Raw genomic sequence first — 17,552 nt, 5'->3', positions numbered from 1 at the left:
ATATTTCCTTTTTTATTTCGTAAGAGTATTATTCTTAATTTGATTAACAAGCCAAATAAAATCATTAATTGTATAAATCCCGGAAAACCAATCTTTTGCTGAATTATTCCAGTAATTGATCGGGTCGGTATGGTTGCTTCCGCCCAAATACTTACTGACATCATCATGCGTCCAGATAGTTTTACGCTGGCTGGCGGCTCCCAGATGATAATGATTCAGCTGATCGGCTGCGAATTTAGCAGCATTCAATTGTTCGCGGGCAAATTCGTCTTTTGAATGAACTTCTACCTGCTCAATTTGAATAAAACGTGGATTGGCGATCGCTCCAGCTCCCCAACATTGATAATCTGTATCGGCAACACCGATTAAACTGTTTCCGTCTACAAAATTATGGACAAAAGCTGTCCGCCAATTTTTGTACATATATGTAATTTCACTGGTGATCGTCGACCTTGGATTGGCGGTCTCATGAATTACAATTCCTTCCGGACGAGCCTTGCCGTAACGATAATTATTTTTCGGCAGCATTGTACTTTTGCTCAACCAATTTTGTTCGGCTGCTGGTTTCCAGCCCTTATTTTTAACACCATCCCGAATATACCTAAGTACTGAATTATTCGGTGTGTCGGCCTTGGCTTTACCGTTAATAAAGAAAAAAGTAGCCAAAATCGCAGTTAATAAACAAAATAAAAACTTCATTCCCTTCATAAAAATCCTCCTAATTATTGATACGGATTTTTTTAAAAGATTTGAAGCTTTATTTGTTTAACTTCAATTGTGGTAATACAACCTTGAAAATTGTTCCCTTTGGAGAATTATCGGAAACCGATATTTTGCCCTGAAAGGCGTTAACAATCCATTTAGCAATCGACAAACCCAGACCGGTTCCACCAGTACTGCGGTTTCCGGATTTTTCTTCCCGATAAAAACGATCGAAAACATGTTTTTTTGCTTCAGCAGAAATTCCCCGGCCGTTATCGGCCACTTCAATAACAAGATTGTTTTTTTCTCTGCGAGCCTTAATTTTGATTAAATCTTTTGCCTCTGTATATTTCAATGCGTTATCAAGCAAAATAACGATCAATTGATGAACTCGTCGGGTATCAATAACCATTTTGCCTTTTATATCGATTTCTTCAGCAAATTTCCTTTTTTTGGATGCAGCAATCTCGGAATATGGTTCGATAACTTCTTTGATGAAGTTCTCAATATCAACCATTTTTGGATCAAGTTGCGTCATATTCGATCCGGTCCTCGCCAAGGTCAGCATATCGGAGGTCAATTGATTCAAACGCCGGACCTCGGAAAGTGAAACTACAATATTTTCAGATACATCCGCAACAGATGAAGTTGGTTTTCTAAGCAACCCCTCCATTTTATTTTGAATAATCGTCAACGGGGTTCTTAACTCATGAGCGGCATTATTAACAAATTCCTGTTGTTGTTTCCAAGACTGAAGGATCGGTCGCATAACTCGAAGAGTAACCAGCCAACTCACAACCAGCGAAAACATTCCGGCAAACATCAAAGTCCAAAATAGGACCGAGCGAAATGAATCCATGTTGGATCGTTCTGTATCGAAATTATAAACAACCGCTGCATATTTGGCCGTCCCAAGGATCGTATTGGCTCCATAAATCAGAAAAATCGGCTTCTTTAATTTGATAAGGCGAACTCTAAAATATGAACCGGATAATTTAATAGTTTGGATGTTGTTCAATTCTCCGGAAATTTTCTTATAAAGATTTTCGTAGGTCCAAATTCGTAAACCGAGTGAATAAGAATTAACGATTTTTCCACTCTTACTGTAATAAATCGTGTCCTGTCCGGAAACATTCGACTTGAGCAAACTACCTTCTTGTGGGGAACTGGCGCTTGGCGTTCCTCCAACAGTTGTCGACCCCTGCCCCTGTCCAACGAGACCGGGAATCATCAATTGTTTTGAACCGCTTCTAAAGCTTTTTTGAATTCGTAATACCATTGAATTCAAAATTTGATCGGCATTGCGTTGAACGGTCCGAGTATAAGTGAAATAAATGTAACTGCCAACAAAAGAAAAAATCATCAGAAACCCAATCGCTTCCAACAGAAATAATTTTATATATTGTTTAGAATTAATTTTAGTTTTGCTCATCAGATTCGAGAATGAAACCAACGTTTCTTAAGGTCTTGATTAAATCATTTTTACCAACCGACTCCAATTTACGTCGAAGATTATTTAGATAAATATTAACAACACTAGTCGTCGTATCGGAATCAAGGCCCCATACACGATCGAAAATCTGGTCTTTGGTAATAATAATGTTCTTATTTTTAGCAAGATAAACCAAAATATCATACTCCTTGCCGACTAATTGGACATTTTGGTTTCCAACAGTGACGGTTCGATTTGAAAGATGAATTTTTAAATTTCCGATATTAATTTCTTTTTCTTCGGTATCAATACCGGCGCGACGCAACAGGGCTTCTACTCGAGCCAATAACTCTTCTCGATGAAAAGGCTTAGTTAGATAATCATCGGCTCCCACCTCAAAGCCTTTAACCTTGTCATCAACCGAATCCTTGGCAGTCAAAATCAAAACCGGAGTTTCAATATGAGCGTCGCGCATTTCTTTAATAATGTCCAAGCCATTCATTTCAGGAAGCATTAAATCAGAGACTATTAAATCATAAGGGGCTTCTACTGCTTCATATTCGCCATCAGCGCCGTTAAAGACCTGTTTGACCTCCGCAATTTCCGAAAGCATCGCTGTGATATCATCGTTTAAAATTTTGTCATCTTCAATCAATAGAATTTTTACCGAACTATTTGCCATAATATGTAGAATTCTGCCTTTCTCTAATTAAACCAAGATTAATTCTGTCTTTATTCTACACGCAGAGCAAATAAAAACGCCTTTGGGGTGGCGTTTTTTGGGATTAATTATTATGAAGAGAGTTTTTAATTTATTTGGAAGGGATATTTTATTATTGGGAGTTGTTCGTCGGGATTTGTTTTTAACAACTTGTCCTTTGGAACAGTTTTAATTATTCAATTGACAGATTAAAAGAAAATAAAAGAGAGATAAAACGAAGATAAAGTTAATTTATGTATAAAAAGAAAAAGAAAGAGGTTGATTTCATTATAAAACTGAATCATTTGAATAAAAAAAGAAGGACTAGACCTTCTTTTTATTCTTCTTTGCTCGAATCCAAACCTGCTTGCGTGGACTTCCCAACGTTGTAATCATCAGGACTTAGATTTTCGACTTGGCCCAGACGATATCCGTTTCCAACCTGACTAAAGAAGTCATGATTTGCAGTCGAAGTCGAAATGCCGTTCATCACAACCGGATTAACATCTTCTGCGCCATCGGCAAACATCGGTTCAAGCCCCAAATTCATTAAAGCCTTGTTGCCATTGTAGCGAAGAAAAATCATTACATCGTCGAACCAATCAATTTCGTCGTAAAGCTGGTGAGTATATTTTTCCTCGTTGTCGTAAAGATCGTAAAGCAGATCATAGGCCCAGGAATTCAAATCCTTTTGCTCCTGCTCGGTTAGTTCTTTGTAGGCAAGTTGAAATTTATAACCGATGTAGGTTCCGTGGACTGATTCGTCACGAATGATTAGTTTGATAATTTCAGCGACATTTGCCATTTTATTATGTCCAACAAAATAAAGAGGAGTATAAAAACCTGAATAAAACAAGAAAGTTTCAAGGAAAACAGAAGCGATCTTCCTTTTGAGCGGGTCTGGATCATGATAAACAGAATTAATTTTATTGGCCTTATATTGCAATTGCTCATTCTTTGAGGCCCAATCAAAAATCTCATCAATCTCAGCAGGTGTGTCCAATGTTTCAAAGATACTTGAGTAACTTTTTGCATGAACCGATTCCATGAACTTAATGTTATTTAAAACAGCCCGTTCATGGGGTGTAACGGCTGCATCCAACAAGCTGGCCATCCCATCCTGGCTTTGCAGGGTATCCAACATTGTCAAACCACCAAAAACATGGTCGTAAAGTTTATGTTCGACCGGTCCCAAAGAACGCCAATCTTTCATGTCGTTTGAAATCGGAATTCGTGTGTCAAGCCAAAACTGTTCGGTTAATTTTTCCCAAGTTGCTTTATCAATTGGATCGATGACTTTGTTCCAATTGATCGCATCATAATGTGTAAATTGATTTTTCTTATCTGCCATTATTACCCTCTTTTGTTTTATACTCCATCAAATTGAGCAGGACTCACATTCATTGACACCTTGTTCGGTATTATCATCTGTAAACGTTCTAATATAATAAATCGATTTAATGCCCTGATGATAGGCATAATGGCGAAGAATCGTCAGGTCTCGCGTAGTCATTTTATCTGTATCGCCATCTTTCCAATCATAAATTCCTTCAGGAATCGTTGAACGCATAAATAAAGTCATTGCCAAACCTTGATCGACGTGTTCTTGGGCAGCTGCATAAGTATCGATAACTTTTCTTTGGTCGAGATCATAGGCCGAAACATAGTATGGTAGAGTCTCGTTACTCAAGCCGTTGGCAGGATAGAAAACGCGACCGGTCATCCCCTCAGCTCGGGCTTCCACGCGAGAAACAATCGGCTGTAAACTGGCTGTCGTATCGTTTACATAAGAGATCGACCCAGTTGGGGCAACCGCCTGTCGATAAGCGTTATACAAGCCATATTTTGCGACCATTTCTTTCAAACGCTGCCAGTCTTCAATCGTCGGCACGTGATAATCAGAAAAAAGTTTCTTGACTTTATCGGTTTTTGGTCCCCAATCTTTGACCAAGTATTTATCAAAGTATTTGCCGTTGGCGTAATCCGACTTTTCAAACTCGAAGAAAGATTCTCCCCGTTCCTTGGCTATTTGATTAGAAGCAAGCAAGGTGTAGTAGTTAGTCATCAAAAAGAAAGTATTAACAAAATCAAGAGCTACCTCATCACCATAGTAAATTTTGTTCTTAGCCAGGAAGGCCGCTAATCCCATAGCACCGAGACCAATAGCATGTTTTTGACGATTGCCGTTTTGAACAGAAGGGACAACCGAAATATCCGAGCTTTCGGAAACAAAAGTCAGTGCCCGGGTCATTGTCTCAACCGATTTTCCGAAATCGGCTGTATGCATCATATTATCGATATTAATCGAACCTAGATTACAAGATATATCTGCTCCCAATTGAGTATATTCCTGTTCATTATTGATTCGTGAAATCGTCTGGGTTTGCAAAATCTCAGAACACAGATTGGAAGTAACGACTTTACCGTAAACCGGATTGGCACGGTTAACAATATCCAGATTAATCACAAATGGATAGCCCGATTCCTGTTGAAGTTTTGAAATTTCCATTTCCAAATTCCGAGCGTCAACCCACTGCTTTTTAATTTCGTCATTAGCGACCATATTGTCGTATTCTTTTGTTAAATCAACATAATTAAAGGGAACGCCATAAACTTTCTCAACATCAGCTGGTGAAAAAAGAGCCATTTGTTTGCCTTTTTCAGTCAACTCGTAAAATTTATCAGGCACAGTTAGGCCAAGAGAAAGAGTTTTAACACGAATCTTCTCGTCGGCGTTTTCTTTTTTAGTGGAAAGAAAACTCATTACATCGGGGTGGAATACCGACAAATAAGCAACACCAGCACCCTGCCGAGCTCCTGCTTGGCTGCTGTATGTAAAGGCATCCTCCATTAACTTCATAATCGGAACAACACCGCCGGCCATATTGGCCAAGCCCATAACCGAAGCACCGGCTTCACGGACATTGGAAAGATTAATTCCAACACCACCGCCAATTTTAGACAACTGCATCGCCGAATTAATCACTCTTCCAATTGAATTCATATCATCGGTCGTCTGTAACACGAAACAACTTACCAATTCACCACGACGAGCTCTGCCGGCGTTTAAAAAACTCGGCGTAGCCGGTTGAAAACGTTGGTGAATCATTTCGTCGGCAATTCTCATTGCCAATTTCTGATCGCCGTCTGCATAATATAAAGCATTTACAGTGATCCGATCTTCGTAGGATTCGACATAGTAATTTCCGTCGTCAGTCTTAATCGCATATTGAGTATAAAACTTATAGGCCGCCATAAAACTTTGGAATTGGAAATGAACTGCATCCAAAAAATCATATAGTTTTTCAATAAAAGTAAAATCATATTTCTTGACCAGTTGGCTCTCAACAAAATTATTCTTAACCAACCAATCAAAACGCTCTTTCAAAGAAGAAAAACGCAAACGGTTCGGTTCAACATTTTCTTTTAAAAATGCGTCGCGGGCCTCTTTGTCCTTTTCAACCTGAATCGTATTTTGTTTTGGAATATTAACTTCATTGTTTAGATCATAATAATGAACTTTTTCGAGATCGATCTCTTTTAACGGCATTGCAAACTCCTAATTGATTTGATTAAAAAGCACCAGAATAAAATCCGGTGCCAAATTTCCACGAATATTGTTTTAGGCAGCAGCTTTGGCAGCAACCACTTTTTTTAAAGCATCGGGACGAAATCCGGAAAAACTATCAAAACCAGAAATCTTAACAACAGGCGTCTGGCGATGACCTTCAGCTTTCAATTGAGCGATCAGTTCTGGATGTTCGTCAATATTAATCTCTTTAAAATCAATGTTCATTGACGTAAGAAATTTTTTGGTCATTTTGCATTGCACGCAATTATTTTTTGTATAAACCGTAATATCAGCCATCATTCCTCCTTTAATGTTTGTATTTTAGTGACCTTTTTTTCTTTGATGTTATTAATATAAACGCCTTCAAATAAACTTACAAGGGGTATTTTTTGTAAGTAGGCGATTGTTTGCTTGTGAAATCCAGAAGGGGCGCGGATCGAGAAGAAATATTACAATTTGTTATCTTTACCAACTTGCAAAAAATATAAAAATGTTGCAAGCTAGATAGCGTGCAAACGCCTTTAAATCGGCGTTTCCAGACCAATATAAATATTAAGAAAGAATAAAGTTAGGAAATGAACGCTTTTAGGATTTATTCAAAAACCACAGAACGTTATTTCCTTAAAATGAGGTATCTTTCATGAAAAAAGTTCGTGTTTTATATATTTCAATCGAAGGAAATTCACGTAATTTCATGGAGAGAGTCGAAAAATATTCAAAACAAAAAAAAGAACAAAACACGAACAATATTGAAATTGAAGCTGTTGAAGTTAGTGATTCAACCGATTTGGTCGAAGAAGAAAAGCCGTTCTTTATAAATGTTCCAACTTATTTAGAGGGAGGTACCGGAATCGGCCCGGAAATTCATGAAATTTTCACAAACGCCCTTGGCGATTATTTGGACTACCATGACAACTTCAAAAAGCTGATTGGAATTTTTGGTTCCGGGAATCGTAATTTCAACGTGCAATTTGTTTTAACGGCAAAAAGATACGCTTCAAAATACAATAAACCACTCCTTTATACTTATGAATTGTCCGGAATTCAAAAAGATATCGAAAATTTTTATGAGAAAATAGTTGATAACTTACCTAAAGATTATAAATGATTTGATATCTATACTGAAAGCTTGATATAATGGCGTTTAGATTATTTAAGAAAGTAGATATCAAACACCAATAATGGACTCCGACCCCTCAATACTAGTTTCAGTAATTGTTTTATTAATTTCCCTTTTACTAGCCGTTATGTTCACTTTGACAGAATATTCGTTAATTCGTTCACGTCAATCTGCCCTAAGAGCAATTCAAAAAGATCAAAAAAAACCAAGCAAAAAAGTTGATTTAGCCCTGCATATGACTAAGCACCTCAATGAATATCTTTCAACCGCTCAGACAGGAATTACCTTAACTTCGCTGATTATTGGTTGGTTAGGTGAAGATTCTGCTTCTAAATTTTTAGAGAATTCAGGAATTTTTTCATTTCTTGGCGGGCAGACAGAGGATGTTGTCGCTTCGATTGTTGGTATCCTTGTCTTCACTTTTGTTCATGCTGTCTTCACAGATTTGGTACCAAAAAATATTGCCATCGACGAGCCGGTAAAAGTGCTTTTGAATATTGCCCGTCCCGTAAGTTTTTTTCATGTCCTTTTCTTCCCCTTGATTTGGTTATTTGACCGCACAGCCGCCGCCATATCGAATTTACTCGGATTTAAAACAGCCACCGACGAAGATATATACTCGCCAAACGAGATTATCAGCCTAACAAAGACTTCTGCTCAAGCGATAGATTCGGAAGTCGATGAAGAAGATGCCAATTTTATGCAGCGGGCTTTTGAAATGAACGATAAAGTTGCAAGCGATGTCATGGTCGATCGCACATCGATGAGTGTTGTCGATGTTGACGAGACAATTGCTGATGCCCTCCTGCTTTATTTGGAAGAACAATATTCACGTTTTCCCGTTACTGCCGATAACGATAAAGATAAAATAATCGGTTATGCCTACAACTACGACATTGTTCGTCAAGCAAGAATCGATGATAAGGCAAAAATTTCAACAATTATGAGAGATATCGTCTCTGTTACGGAAAATATGAAGGTTCCGGACGTAATGGAAGAAATGAGCGCCCATCGTGTTCCGATGGCGATTGTAATTGACGAATATGGAGGCACATCGGGAATAATTACAGATAAAGATGTTTATGAAGAATTGTTCGGAAATCTAAGGGATGAGCAAGACGACGAAGACGATGAGATGATCAAGAAACTTGGTGATGATACTTATCAGATTGTTGGAAAGATTTCGCTATATGATTTGGAAGATTTCTTCAATACTAAAATTTCCCAATTCGATGAAGATGATGCCGTTACTTTAGCTGGTTTTATCCAGAATAATTATCCCGAAATGAGAAAGGGCGACACAGTTGCAGTTGAAAACGACGATTACAAATTCGAAATAACCGCTAATGATTATGAAGACGCCTACATCAAATTTTTCACGGTTAAGAAAACAGAAAAAGAACATAAAAGTGATGAAGATAAAGAGCATAAAAGCGATGAAGATTCTGAAGAAAAAAATAATGATGAAGAATAATTTTTTTCAATTAAAAAGCACCCTAATAATCTAGGATGCTTTTTTATATAATTTTCAGATCGCCTGTTTTTTGCCCAAAAGAAATACCAGGCCATCCAAAAGAACCAGGGCGACAAAACTGCTCATAAATAGAGCAAAGATCCAACCACGATCCATAAAAATCCCCGCATATAAAGGTCCAATCGATCTGCCGAGGCTAATTGCCGCGCTTACAAATGCCATTCCCTGTCCTTGAAACTGCTCCGGAACGATTTGGGAAACCCAAGTTGTCGTTCCCGGTGAAAAAAGCATCTCACCAATGACAAGAACGATCGTAATAATAACCATTTCCCAAAATTTGTCAGCCCAAATAAGCGGTGGAAAGGTAATTGCAAAGATCATCGTACCGATAGAAACTGATTTTCTTAAAGACCAATTGCTAGTCACTTTTGTCACCCAGTTTTGAAAAACAATAATAACAATCCCGTTAATCGTCCATAAACAACCATATTGTTCAATTGTCATTCCAAGACTTACCATATGAGGGCTCATAACTGTTTCCCAAAATTGGTAGGTTAAATAGGTCATCATTGTCAAAGCGCCAATTGCCAACAGCAAATGTGAATAATGTAAATGCAGTTCCCGCTTATTCTTTGGTATTTCAGCAATTGGGCGGATCTTGATACAAAAAAAGATAATCGCAATTACCAACATCAGCAAATAAAAAATGATTCCAAGAAACATCATTCCCTGAATATTCAATTTATCAAAGATCCAGGTACCAAAAAAAGTCCCGATAACTGTGCCGATATTTAATATAATCGCCATATTCGAGAAGAATTTTTTTGGACTGGCAGCAGCAATATGGCTGCCGTAAGAGTTGATCAAAGTTTGAAACATCCCAATGCCAAAATTTAAAAGCATTAGCCAAATTGCGTAAACCGGCCAATCATGGAAGAAAAACATCATCAACGATCCGAATAAAGCCAAAAATAAAGAAATCAGAAAGCTATGATATGGTCGCCAATGATCAAACATCAAACCGGCTGCCCAAGATGCGACCATCGACACAATCGAACCGAACATTAAAACAATCCCCGTCACAAAAAAAGATTGATGAAGATAATTATGCAGATATAAAGAAGTGACCGGCCAAGTCATTGCAGAGGCTGCGTTACCGATCAAATATTCGAGATAAATATAAAAAGCTTTTAATTTTTTTGGTTTAGGAAAAAAAGGCGGTCTTCGAACAGGCTTTTTATCTTCTACTGGTGTATCCATATATAAAATATAACATTTTCACAAAATCGAATAAATTCTTAGGTTATAATTTTAGTTGTTAAGATTTGGAGTAAATATGGATAATAAACCTACTGAATTACCATTAGTTTTGCTGCTTTTTGGTGGCACAGGAGATCTTGCAAAACGCAAGTTATATCCTTCACTGTTTAATTTATTTAAAAAAGGTTATCTGCAAAAACACTTCGCTGTGATTGGGACTGCTCGTCATCCCTTGGACGACGAAAAATTCCAAGAAGTCGTCCGCCAATCAATTGCTAAAAATGGAACCGAAGGACAAGTTAAAGAATTCGCTGCCCACTTCCGTTACAGCAGCCATGACGTTACCGACTTAAAAGATTATGGCAAATTGAAAAATATGCTGGCCAAACTTGATAAAGAGTTTGATGCCGGCGGTAACCGGATCTTTTATATGTCTGTTGCTCCTCGTTTCTTTGGCCAAATCGCTCAAGCCATCAAATCCGAGGGTCTGATGTCGGATACCGGTTATAACCGATTAATGGTCGAAAAACCTTTTGGAACAAGTTATAAGACGGCCGAAGAACTACAAAATCAACTTGAATCAGGTTTTTCCGATGACCAAATTTTCCGAATTGATCATTACCTTGGTAAAGAAATGGTGCAAAATATTCCTGCTGTTCGTTTCGGTAATCCGATCTTAGACGCCACTTGGAACAAAAACTACATCAAAAACGTCCAAGTAACTTTAGCAGAACAGCTCGGAGTTGAGGAACGTGCTGGATATTACAACACCGCCGGGGCTCTGCTTGATATGATTCAAAACCACGCCTTCCAAATCGTTGGTTGGCTGGCAATGGAAAAACCAAGTTCATTTTCCGATACGGATATTCGAGCAGCTAAAAATACTGTTTTCTCAAAACTGAAAATGTATGACGAACGAGAGGTTGTCGCAAACTTTGTTCGTGGACAATATGGTCGAGGAAGAGAAGTTTGGCAAAAGTCATATACGGAAGAACCCAATGTTCCAGCAGATTCAAAGAACGATACTTATGTTGCTGGTCGTCTTCAATTTGAAAATGATCGTTGGACCGGTGTTCCTTTTTACATCAGAACCGGAAAGCGATTAGCTGCCAAGCAAACGCGAGTCGATATTGTTTATAAAAAATCTTCATTTGATTTTGGAAAATTCAATCAAGACAAACTATCCGAACCGGTTTTGAGTATCTTAATCGATCCGGTTGGGGGAATTAATTTCTCCTTGAATGGCAAAAATGTTACAACCGAATTTGAAACACGTTCCGATTTGTTAAAATGGTCAATTTCCGATCAAGACAAGGTTAAGACACCGGATCCATACGAAAGAATGCTTCACGATGCGATGAATGGCGATGGATCCAACTTCGCTGATTGGAATGGCGTTTCTATCTCCTGGAAATTTGTCGATCAAATTGCCAAGGTTTGGGCTGAAGACAAGGCTCCTTTGGAAATTTACGAATCTGCCACAATGGGTCCAGTTGCCAGTGATCGTTTGTTGGCTGAGACTGGAGATCGTTGGATTTACCGCGGATAATTTTAAAAAATTGAGATTATTTTCAACTCACATTCCTTGTGAGTTTTTTTATAAGTTAAAATGAAACAAATGAAAAAATTCTCAAACTCAAAGAACTCATTAACGGCCATCGGTATTTTATCGATTTCTTTAATTACAACAAGCACCTATGCAATTAACGGAACACTGCCGATGATTCGCAGCGAATTAAATCTGACACAGGCTCAAGTAGAGACTCTGGTCACTGTTCCGAGCTTCGCTTTGGCTTTGTTGGTTTTGTTTTCCAGTTTAATTTCGACAAAAATCGGTGAAAGACTAACAGTCAACATTGGTGTCGGAATTATTGGATTAACAGGAATTATTCCATTTCTAACGGAAAATTATCCCCTGATTCTAATTTCCCGTGTTTTTTTAGGTGCTGGTATTGGCATGATTAATTCATTGGCAGTTTCATTAATTGCTAGCTACTTTAAAGAAAAAACCGCCGCGACCTTATTAGGTTTTAGAGCAAGTATCGAACAGGTAGGCCAAGCTTTCCTCACTTTCATTGCAGGTTTGTTAATGAATATTTCTTGGCAGGCACCTTTTTTGGTTTATTTAATTACGATTCCAATTTTGTTAATGTTCAATTTGTTCGTACCAAAAGAGCATAAAAAAGTTGGTGATGATAAAAACGGAAAAGAAATTGATTCCGAGCAGTCGCTAGATAAAAGAGAAAATTCCAAAATAAGTCCAATTGTCTGGCTTCTGGCTATTTTAATGGCAATCCTGGTTGCCGATTATATCGGCATGCAGGTTCGTTTTGCTCAAATTGCCACGAATATTATTAGCAAAGATTATAATGCCTCTCCATTTATGTCGGTTATGCTGATCATTGCAATGATTGGCGGAATCCTTTTCGGCCGTTTTTATCAATTAATGAAATTCAAATTAATTTATTTTTCTTTAGCTTTGTTCGCAATTTCCAATTTCATAGTGGCAAATTCACACAAAAGTTTACCGGTGCTCATTTTTTGGATTTATTTTAATCGGCTTTCCTTTACAACTAATTTCTCCACTGGCTTTTCATTTGTTGCCTAAATTAGCACCAGGAAATAAGCAAACCTTTGTAACTTCAGTGATTTTAATTGGTTTCAATGTCGGTGTTTTTGTCGAACCATATTTATTTATAATTACTGATAAAATTTTTGGTATTAGAAACAATCTATCATCAATATTCAACTATTTCGCCTGGTTATTTTTAATAATTGCCTGCCTAATCGCAGTAACTCATTTCTTTTTCTCCGCGAATAAAAAAAGAATGCCCAAGCATTCTTAAAATTTTCGACTTATTTATTCCATATTACTGTGGGCAGCTTTGGCAGCATCATTACTCGTGTTATCTCGCCGGCTCAGCATTAAAGTCAGAATATCTAAAGTAATATGCGTTGTCTGATCAAACAGTGTACTTAACAACTGAATGGACTTAACACCATCGCCAGCTTTTGTCGCGCCAGGCACAATTAAAGCCACATCAGAATTTTTCGCTAAAGGAGATTGGGAATTGCTGGTAACAGCAACTATCTCAACACCGTTTTGATGAGCTTTTTCGGTCGGTTCAAGAACACTGCCAGTGGTCCCAGACCCGGAAACACTAACCAAAACATCGCCGGCAGCAATCGAAGGAGTAATTGTTTCACCAATTACGTAAACTGTATAACCAATGTGCATTAAGCGCATCGCGAATCCCTTGGCCATTAAACCTGAACGGCCGGCTCCTAAAACGAATATACGTTTTTCTTTGCTGATAATTTTTTCAACCGCTTGAAGTTGTTTTTCATCGACGTCATCCATTACCGTCGTTATTTCTTGTAAAACTTGATTGACTAATGTCATTTGATAACCTCCATAAATTTTTTCGCCGATTGAACTGGATCATCAGCGCCGGAAATCGCACCGCCAACAATAATAATTTCCGTTAAATTCTGCTTCGAGAGTGCTGCCGCTGATTTAAGATCGATTCCACCAGCAACCGCAATCCTTGAAGCAGAGGGATAGGTCTCATGAAACTTTGCGACTGAATCCGTGGCATCGAAATTAGAACTGGAATCGTGTGAATGATGAAGACCGAAAATAGCCTGATTAAATTTCATCAGAGGGGCAATTTGTTGATTCTTCATTGCCATTAGGTCGATGAACATATCACGATGGAAATCTTGAGAGACCTGATAAGTTTTTTTCAGTGTTGATAAATCCATTGCTCCCATGACGGTTAAAATATCAGCACCGGCTTTATAACCTGATTTGAATTCATAATCACCTTCATCATTTGTTTTGATATCAAACAATATTTCGGCATGATGAAACTCTGATTTCAAATTTTTCAATGCGGCAAAACCAAAATCCTTGATTGCCGAAGTACCAATTTCGACAATGTCGACAATCGGGTCCAATTTCTTTGCCAATTCAATTGTTTCCTGAAGACTTCTTCGATCAATTGCAGCTTGTAGTTTCATTATTTTTCACTAACTCCTTCCTTTGCGTAAAAGTCTGCCAACTTTTTAACGGTTGGATAGCCATCATTATCTCCCGGTGTTTGAACCTGCAAAGCTCCAACAGCATTTCCACGCATAACTGCTGATTTTTGCGATTTGCCTTCCAGAGTAGCTGTAATGTATCCAAGGGCAAACCCATCGCCGGCCCCGACCGTATCAACAACCTTGCCAACTTTAAATCCATTTACATAATAACCGGATTGCCCTTTATTTTTAACATAAGCACCTTGAGGACCAACTTTAACAATTACGGTCTTTGTTTTATCGGCCTGCAGATAAAAATCTGCGATTGTTTCTGGATCCTTGGAACCGATTAAGATTTCTCCCTCGTTGGTTCCCGGCAAAACAACATCGGCAAAAGCAGCCAACTCATTAATTGTTTTAATCATTGTTTTTTCATTCGGCCAAAGCGATGGACGCAAATTAGGATCAAAAGTTGTAAAAATATTTCTCTGATTTAATCGTTCAAACAAATGACGGAAAGAAGTTTGCGCTGTTTTTGAAATCGCTGGAAAAATTCCCGACATGTGGGCGATCTTCACGTCACTTAAATCAACCCGATCGATAATTCCCGAGGATAAATGTGCAGCCGCTGAATTGCGGCGAAAATTAAAGGTCAAAGGGTCGCCGACCGTTACTTTTTCTTTTAACTGAAAAGCCGTCCAGTTATCGTTATCGGAAGAAACATAATCAGCACCAACCTGATTAGATTTAATCTCGTTTTTAACAAAGGTACCGAGAGGATCGTTGCCGACTCTTGAAATATATTGCGTCGAATGTCCAAGACGGGAAACACCGATTGCAACATTTAATTCAGCACCGCCAACAATTTTTTTGAAATTTTCTGCATGAACCAAATCAGCGTCTGCATCAGTAGAAGCAAAAGTAACGATTGGCTCACCAATTGTGATAAATTCACTCATTTTTATTTATCTCCCAAGAAATTGATAGACTAGAAATTCGTTAATAATAGACACAATCCACATGACCGGAATACCGTATTTCAACAACTCTTTTGACTGGACTTTCATATAGCCCAAACCCCAGACGTTCCAAGACTGTGTGATATCAGTCGAGACAGCAAACAAGGTCGCCGTATAAAGCAGCGGGAGCAAAAAGCTGTCTGGGAACAAATGCATACCTGACAAGACAGCCGCTGTTGCCGCACCAGCGCCCCATACCTGTAGTGGCCCTCTAAACAAAGACAGAGGAGCAATAATACCGATCAAAATGCAAATGGCAAGAGTACTATGCGGAAGAATTACCTTAAAAATAGGTTGGAATCTTTCAGCATTCAAACTAGCAGCACCGGAAAACATCGTCAAAATCAGTAAAAACATGATCAGGCCAGCAATATTGCCAATACCTTTTTGAATCGTGTCGTTTATAAATGACATCATCTTTTTGTAGCTGCCCATTTTTCCTGTCAAAAGCATGGCTAGAATCGAAGCGACTACCAAAGAAGGAATCGCATCCCATTTGAAGATAATATTCATTGCCACTGGAACAACCGGAATAGCCCAAGCAATAATCGGTATTTTGGGTACTTCAACTTTCCGATCCGCCGTAGCACCGACTTCCTGCAAATTAGCTTCGGCTTTGCTTGCATCGAATTTATGTGCATGAATAGCTAAGAAGATGATTACTGCCAGCAGTTGAACTAGAGCAGCACAAATACCAAAAATCAAATATTTTCCGCCATAGACCGCCTTAGGGAAAAAGGCCTTCATCTGGTTGAAAAGAACGACGTTAATATACATTGGCGCACCAATTGCTAATGAAAAAGCTGTCAACGCAATAGGGCGCGGTACACCTACCGATAACAAAACCGGTAATAAAATAACACCAATTGCAATTACCGAACCGACCCCGTAAGCACTACTGAAAATCAAAGCGGTAACTAAGACAACCAAAATCGCTGTTACAAGTGGTCTCTTTTTACCAAAACGACCCGTGGCATGCGATATCGTTGGTGCAATACCGGATTCGACCAGAACCTGACCAAACCAGGAACCAAAGATGATATAAACAATTGTCGAGCCGTAATTGGCCACTGGCGTGGCAAAAACATTTACAATCGCTTTTTGATAGGATATTCCACCAATTACGGTCCATAGCAAAGCCATAATGAAAAATCCAAGCATCAGATTTCCACCTTTAAAAATATAAAAGATGAAACCAAAAAAGGTAATTAAGAGCAAACAGACAATCAATGTATTCATTTCACTAACTTGCCCTTCAAAAGCTTTACCTGCGAAGCAATTTTTTCATCAGAATCAATTGAGAATTCAATCGCCGAATCAACATTCTTCGGCAAAATATCGGCAATTTTTTTCCAGTCAAAACGACCATCATCCAAGTCTTCAGTCGTAATTAATTTGTCGCCTGTTCCTTTTACGTTCTTAAAGTGAATATATTCAGTATATGGAGCTAGTTTTTTTGCATTCTCGATGGCATCGCCCTTTGTATAAGCCCAATTACCAAGATCATAAACAAAGGCGATGTTGAGTCCTGCCTGTTGAACCGATTTTAAAAAAGGCAGAATATTTTCGATATGGCCGGATAATTCCGTTTGGTCGTTTTCAACGTCCAGTTGAAGGCCATTTGGAATATTCGAAAAATTTTCCTTCAAATTTCCGTTAAAAGCTGAAAAATTACCAGTGTTAAACTTAGCCCGTTTGGAACCCAGCAGCAGATTTTGTCGATAGTATTCAGGAAGTTGCTTATTTAAACCGCCATTATCCTCGAACAATTCATCTGGAATACTCAGACTAATCTGCAGATTCAATTTCTTCGCTCTTTCTTTAATTAAAGGTGCTTCAGCATCAAAGTCTTTGAAGTATTCATATCTGGCCTCAACTCCGTCAGCACCGGCCTGCTTGATTTCATCGAGTAAATCAATTTGTTTTTCACCATTTTTAATGCGATCGGCAAAAATTAGTGTGTTTAAAAAAATAGCCATTATTTTCTCCTTAGTATTTATTTAATTGAGCTATTCTTGTTAATAATTCATTAAAACTAAGATCCGAGAATTTTTTATCTTCTCTACTCCCGAAATTCTTCGATTCGTTCTTATCAAAGTCCTGAACCAGATAATAGGCTGTCAAATAAGCCAGCATTTGTTCCTTGGCCTTGTCAACATATTCGCTGACCGGAACATTTCCCTCGGCAACTGTTTTACTAAAACTCAAGGCAAACTTCTCTGGATCAATAAAAGTTCTTTCCGTCATC

At 38.3% G+C, this 17,552-nt stretch carries 17 protein-coding genes; 4 read left to right on the top strand and 13 right to left on the bottom strand.

All coding sequences use genetic code 11. The features are described 5' to 3' along the window. Positions 1-12: 12 nt before the first annotated feature. From J3U91_RS00585 to nrdH, 6 genes are all read right to left on the bottom strand, one after another. The gene (locus J3U91_RS00585) at positions 13-708 is read right to left on the bottom strand and encodes a peptidoglycan recognition protein family protein (RefSeq protein ID WP_002816672.1); all 696 of its coding nucleotides are present in this window, start codon (positions 706-708) and stop codon (positions 13-15) included. A 49-nt stretch (positions 709-757) separates the two neighbouring features. Then, positions 758-2,134 (bottom strand): sensor histidine kinase, encoded by a 1,377-nt coding sequence (locus J3U91_RS00580; RefSeq protein ID WP_002818057.1) that lies wholly within the window; start codon positions 2,132-2,134, stop codon positions 758-760. Next, positions 2,121-2,816 (bottom strand): response regulator transcription factor, encoded by a 696-nt coding sequence (locus tag J3U91_RS00575; protein ID WP_002816670.1) that lies wholly within the window; start codon positions 2,814-2,816, stop codon positions 2,121-2,123. Before J3U91_RS00575 ends, J3U91_RS00580 begins: the two co-directional genes overlap by 14 nt. A 355-nt stretch (positions 2,817-3,171) precedes the next feature. Continuing rightward, positions 3,172-4,185, bottom strand: coding sequence for a class 1b ribonucleoside-diphosphate reductase subunit beta (nrdF, locus tag J3U91_RS00570; protein WP_002818053.1), 1,014 nt, complete (start codon positions 4,183-4,185; stop codon positions 3,172-3,174). Between the two features lie 27 nt (positions 4,186-4,212). Beyond that, the gene (nrdE, locus tag J3U91_RS00565) at positions 4,213-6,384 is read right to left on the bottom strand and encodes a class 1b ribonucleoside-diphosphate reductase subunit alpha (RefSeq protein WP_002818052.1); all 2,172 of its coding nucleotides are present in this window, start codon (positions 6,382-6,384) and stop codon (positions 4,213-4,215) included. 72 nt (positions 6,385-6,456) lie between these two features. Then, complete coding sequence (nrdH, locus tag J3U91_RS00560; RefSeq protein WP_002818049.1) at positions 6,457-6,702, bottom strand: glutaredoxin-like protein NrdH; 246 nt, start codon at positions 6,700-6,702, stop codon at positions 6,457-6,459. 343 nt (positions 6,703-7,045) lie between these two features. Here nrdH and J3U91_RS00555 point away from each other — a divergent pair, with 343 nt between their 5' ends. Both J3U91_RS00555 and J3U91_RS00550 read left to right on the top strand, forming a co-directional pair. Continuing rightward, complete coding sequence (locus J3U91_RS00555) at positions 7,046-7,513, top strand: class Ib ribonucleoside-diphosphate reductase assembly flavoprotein NrdI (RefSeq protein ID WP_002816666.1); 468 nt, start codon at positions 7,046-7,048, stop codon at positions 7,511-7,513. Between the two features lie 73 nt (positions 7,514-7,586). Beyond that, complete coding sequence (locus J3U91_RS00550) at positions 7,587-8,999, top strand: hemolysin family protein (RefSeq protein ID WP_032805139.1); 1,413 nt, start codon at positions 7,587-7,589, stop codon at positions 8,997-8,999. Between the two features lie 54 nt (positions 9,000-9,053). On the opposite strand, the gene J3U91_RS00545 is transcribed toward J3U91_RS00550, so the two are convergent. Continuing rightward, positions 9,054-10,259 carry an MFS transporter gene (locus J3U91_RS00545; protein ID WP_002818046.1) on the bottom strand — a complete coding sequence of 402 codons (1,206 nt, stop codon included), beginning with the start codon at positions 10,257-10,259 and terminating at the stop codon, positions 9,054-9,056. Between the two features lie 76 nt (positions 10,260-10,335). On the opposite strand from J3U91_RS00545, the gene zwf reads away from it, so the two are divergent. Both zwf and J3U91_RS00535 read left to right on the top strand, forming a co-directional pair. Beyond that, a complete protein-coding gene (zwf, locus tag J3U91_RS00540; RefSeq protein ID WP_002818045.1) occupies positions 10,336-11,808 on the top strand; it encodes a glucose-6-phosphate dehydrogenase in 1,473 nt (490 codons plus the stop codon). Between the two features lie 69 nt (positions 11,809-11,877). Further along, positions 11,878-12,867: an MFS transporter gene (locus J3U91_RS00535; RefSeq protein ID WP_226489957.1), complete on the top strand. Its 990-nt coding sequence runs from the start codon at positions 11,878-11,880 to the stop codon at positions 12,865-12,867. A gap of 252 nt (positions 12,868-13,119) precedes the next feature. Here J3U91_RS00535 and hxlB read toward each other — a convergent pair whose 3' ends face one another. Genes hxlB through J3U91_RS00505 form a run of 6 tightly spaced genes read right to left on the bottom strand, consistent with a single transcriptional unit; the run spans position 13,120 to position 17,551 of the window. Next, positions 13,120-13,662 carry a 6-phospho-3-hexuloisomerase gene (hxlB, locus tag J3U91_RS00530; protein WP_002818042.1) on the bottom strand — a complete coding sequence of 181 codons (543 nt, stop codon included), beginning with the start codon at positions 13,660-13,662 and terminating at the stop codon, positions 13,120-13,122. Beyond that, positions 13,659-14,282, bottom strand: a complete 624-nt coding sequence (locus J3U91_RS00525) for an orotidine 5'-phosphate decarboxylase / HUMPS family protein (protein ID WP_002818041.1) — start codon at positions 14,280-14,282, stop codon at positions 13,659-13,661. The genes hxlB and J3U91_RS00525 overlap by 4 nt, the downstream gene beginning before the upstream one ends. Beyond that, positions 14,282-15,244: a sugar kinase gene (locus J3U91_RS00520; protein ID WP_002818040.1), complete on the bottom strand. Its 963-nt coding sequence runs from the start codon at positions 15,242-15,244 to the stop codon at positions 14,282-14,284. The genes J3U91_RS00525 and J3U91_RS00520 overlap by 1 nt, the downstream gene beginning before the upstream one ends. A 6-nt stretch (positions 15,245-15,250) precedes the next feature. After that, positions 15,251-16,543, bottom strand: a complete 1,293-nt coding sequence (locus J3U91_RS00515) for a hypothetical protein (RefSeq protein WP_002818039.1) — start codon at positions 16,541-16,543, stop codon at positions 15,251-15,253. Continuing rightward, positions 16,540-17,283 (bottom strand): sugar phosphate isomerase/epimerase family protein, encoded by a 744-nt coding sequence (locus J3U91_RS00510; protein ID WP_002818038.1) that lies wholly within the window; start codon positions 17,281-17,283, stop codon positions 16,540-16,542. Before J3U91_RS00510 ends, J3U91_RS00515 begins: the two co-directional genes overlap by 4 nt. Positions 17,284-17,293: 10 nt before the next feature. Then, a complete protein-coding gene (locus J3U91_RS00505; protein WP_002816657.1) occupies positions 17,294-17,551 on the bottom strand; it encodes a hypothetical protein in 258 nt (85 codons plus the stop codon). Position 17,552 lies beyond the last annotated feature (1 nt).

The sequence above is a fragment of the Oenococcus oeni genome (assembly GCF_020510245.1).
GTDB lineage: Bacteria > Bacillota > Bacilli > Lactobacillales > Lactobacillaceae > Oenococcus > Oenococcus oeni.
This window is presented reverse-complemented; position numbering and strand designations above follow the sequence as displayed.